This is a genomic window from Neisseria sp. P0021.S005 (assembly GCF_051956955.1).
The window spans coordinates 1-498 of record NZ_JBQCWY010000919.1; the positions used below are offsets into that span (position 1 = coordinate 1).

General features: G+C 50.0%; 1 protein-coding gene. It reads right to left on the minus strand.

Translation table 11 applies throughout. From position 1 onward, the window contains the following. Positions 1-498 (minus strand): lysophospholipid acyltransferase family protein (locus tag ACTHUE_RS20160; protein WP_440424297.1); only part of this gene is annotated, 498 nt, incomplete at both ends.

Here is a 498-nt window from a genome sequence, read left to right on the forward strand (position 1 = left end):
TCACGGCTGCGTGTCAAAAAGCTGTCTTTGTCTTCGTTTTCCTGCAAAGTAAGCGGCTGTCCGATATGGACTTCACACAAAAGCGGGATAGGCAGGATTTTGCCTTTGGGCAGTACGCGGCTGATGTTGTCTATCCAAATCGGCACAAATTCGGTATTGGGTTTACTTTTCGCCAGATGATAAATGCCGGACTTGAACGGCAGCAGGATGGTGTTGTCGTCAGTATTACGCGTGCCTTCAGGGAAAATAATCAAAGAGTCGCCTGCGTTCAGCGCGTCTTTCATCTGTTCGGTAATTGCTTGCGGATTATCACTATGGCGCGGAATCAGCAAGGCATTGAAAACGTTTTGAATGATGAAGCGTTTGAGTTTGCTTGTCAGCCAGTAATCCGAACCGGCGACTGGGCGCGTGGACAAGCGCCAGCGGCGGGGCAGGGAAATCCACACCAATACAAAATCGCCATGGCTGCCGTGATTGGCGTAATAGACTTTTTGGTGC